Source organism: Methylobacterium brachythecii (assembly GCF_014196345.1).
GTDB classification, from domain to species: domain Bacteria; phylum Pseudomonadota; class Alphaproteobacteria; order Rhizobiales; family Beijerinckiaceae; genus Methylobacterium; species Methylobacterium brachythecii.
The window spans coordinates 1-1,302 of sequence record NZ_JACIDN010000027.1 but is presented as its reverse complement, the minus strand read 5'-3'; the positions used below and the strand labels follow the sequence as shown (position 1 = coordinate 1,302).

Sequence of the window (1,302 nt, the reverse complement as noted above, 5' to 3'; positions counted from 1 at the left end):
TGAACCGCGCTGGGTTTCCCGGAGGCTCTAATTCTTGAGAGGATGGAGCCATGACGAAGCGAACCTCACCGTATTCCCCTGAGGTCCGTGCCCGCGCGGTGCGGATGGTGCTGGACGATCAAGGCGAGCATGCCTCGCAATGGGCGACGATCAATTCGATCGCGGCCAAGATCGGCTGTTCGGGCAAGACGCTCCGGAACTGGATCCGTCAGTCCGAGCGTGATCAGGGCGTGCGAGGCGTCCCGACCAGGGACGAGCGCGAGCGGATCAAAGCGTTGGAACGTGAGAACCGCGAACTGCGCCAAGCCAACGAGATTCTCCGGAAGGCGTCGGCGTATTTTGCGGTGGCGGAGCTCGACCACCGGTCGCGGACATGATCGCCTTCATCGACGACCATCGCGCCGTCTACGGGATCGAGCCGATCTGCAGGGTCCTGCCGATCGCCCCGTCGACGTACTACGCGCATGCCGCGCGACGCGCCAATCCCGGCAGGCCAAGAGCGACGCGGCACTGATGATCGAGATCCGGCGCGTGTTCGAAGCGAACTTCTGCGTCTACGGTGTGCGCAAGGTCTGGCGACAGCTCGGCCGGGACGGGATCGTGGCGGCCCGTTGTACCGTCGCGCGGCTGATGAGGGCGATGGGATTGAAGGGCGTCGTGCGGGGCAAGACGATCCGGACAACGATCCCCGATCCGGCCGCAGCTTGCCCCCACGATCGGGTCAACCGGCAGTTCAAGGCACCACGCCCGAACGCACTTTGGGTCTCCAACTTCACCTACGTCGCGACTTGGTCCGAGTTCGTCTACGTGGCCTTCGTGATCGACGTCTTCGCCCGCCGGATCGTTGGCGGGCGGGTCTCCCGAACCGCCCATGCCGCCTTCGTGCTGGATGTTTTGGAGCAGGCCCTGCACGAGCGCCGTCCCCTCCAGGGCGGCGGCCTTGTGCACCACAGCGACAGGGGCTCGCAATACCTTGCCCTGCGCTCCGCTGAGCGGCTCGCTCAGGCCGGGATCGAGCCGTCCGTCGGCAGCGGTCGGCACCTCCTACGACAACGCTCTCGCCGAGACGATCAATGGCCTCTACAAGAAGGTGATCCATTGACGTGGGACGTGGCGGTCATTCGAGGCCGTCGAGTTCTCCACCCTCGAATGGGTCAACTGGTTCAACACCCGCCGCCTGCTCGAACCGATCGGGAATATCCCCCCGCCGAACCCGAAGCGCGCTTTGCCCAGACCGAGGTACAACCCTTGGCCGCCTGACCCAAACCAAAATGGCCTCCGGGAAACCCGGCGCGGTTCACT

At 65.0% G+C, this 1,302-nt stretch carries 1 pseudogene and 1 other annotated feature; the pseudogene reads left to right on the top strand.

The features are described 5' to 3' along the window. Positions 1 to 50 precede the first annotated feature (50 nt). Positions 51 to 1,302: pseudogene (locus tag GGR33_RS25690) on the top strand (IS3 family transposase); the annotation flags it as partial. Beyond that, positions 332 to 448: a sequence feature (AL1L pseudoknot), on the top strand. (Overlaps the previous pseudogene by 117 nt.)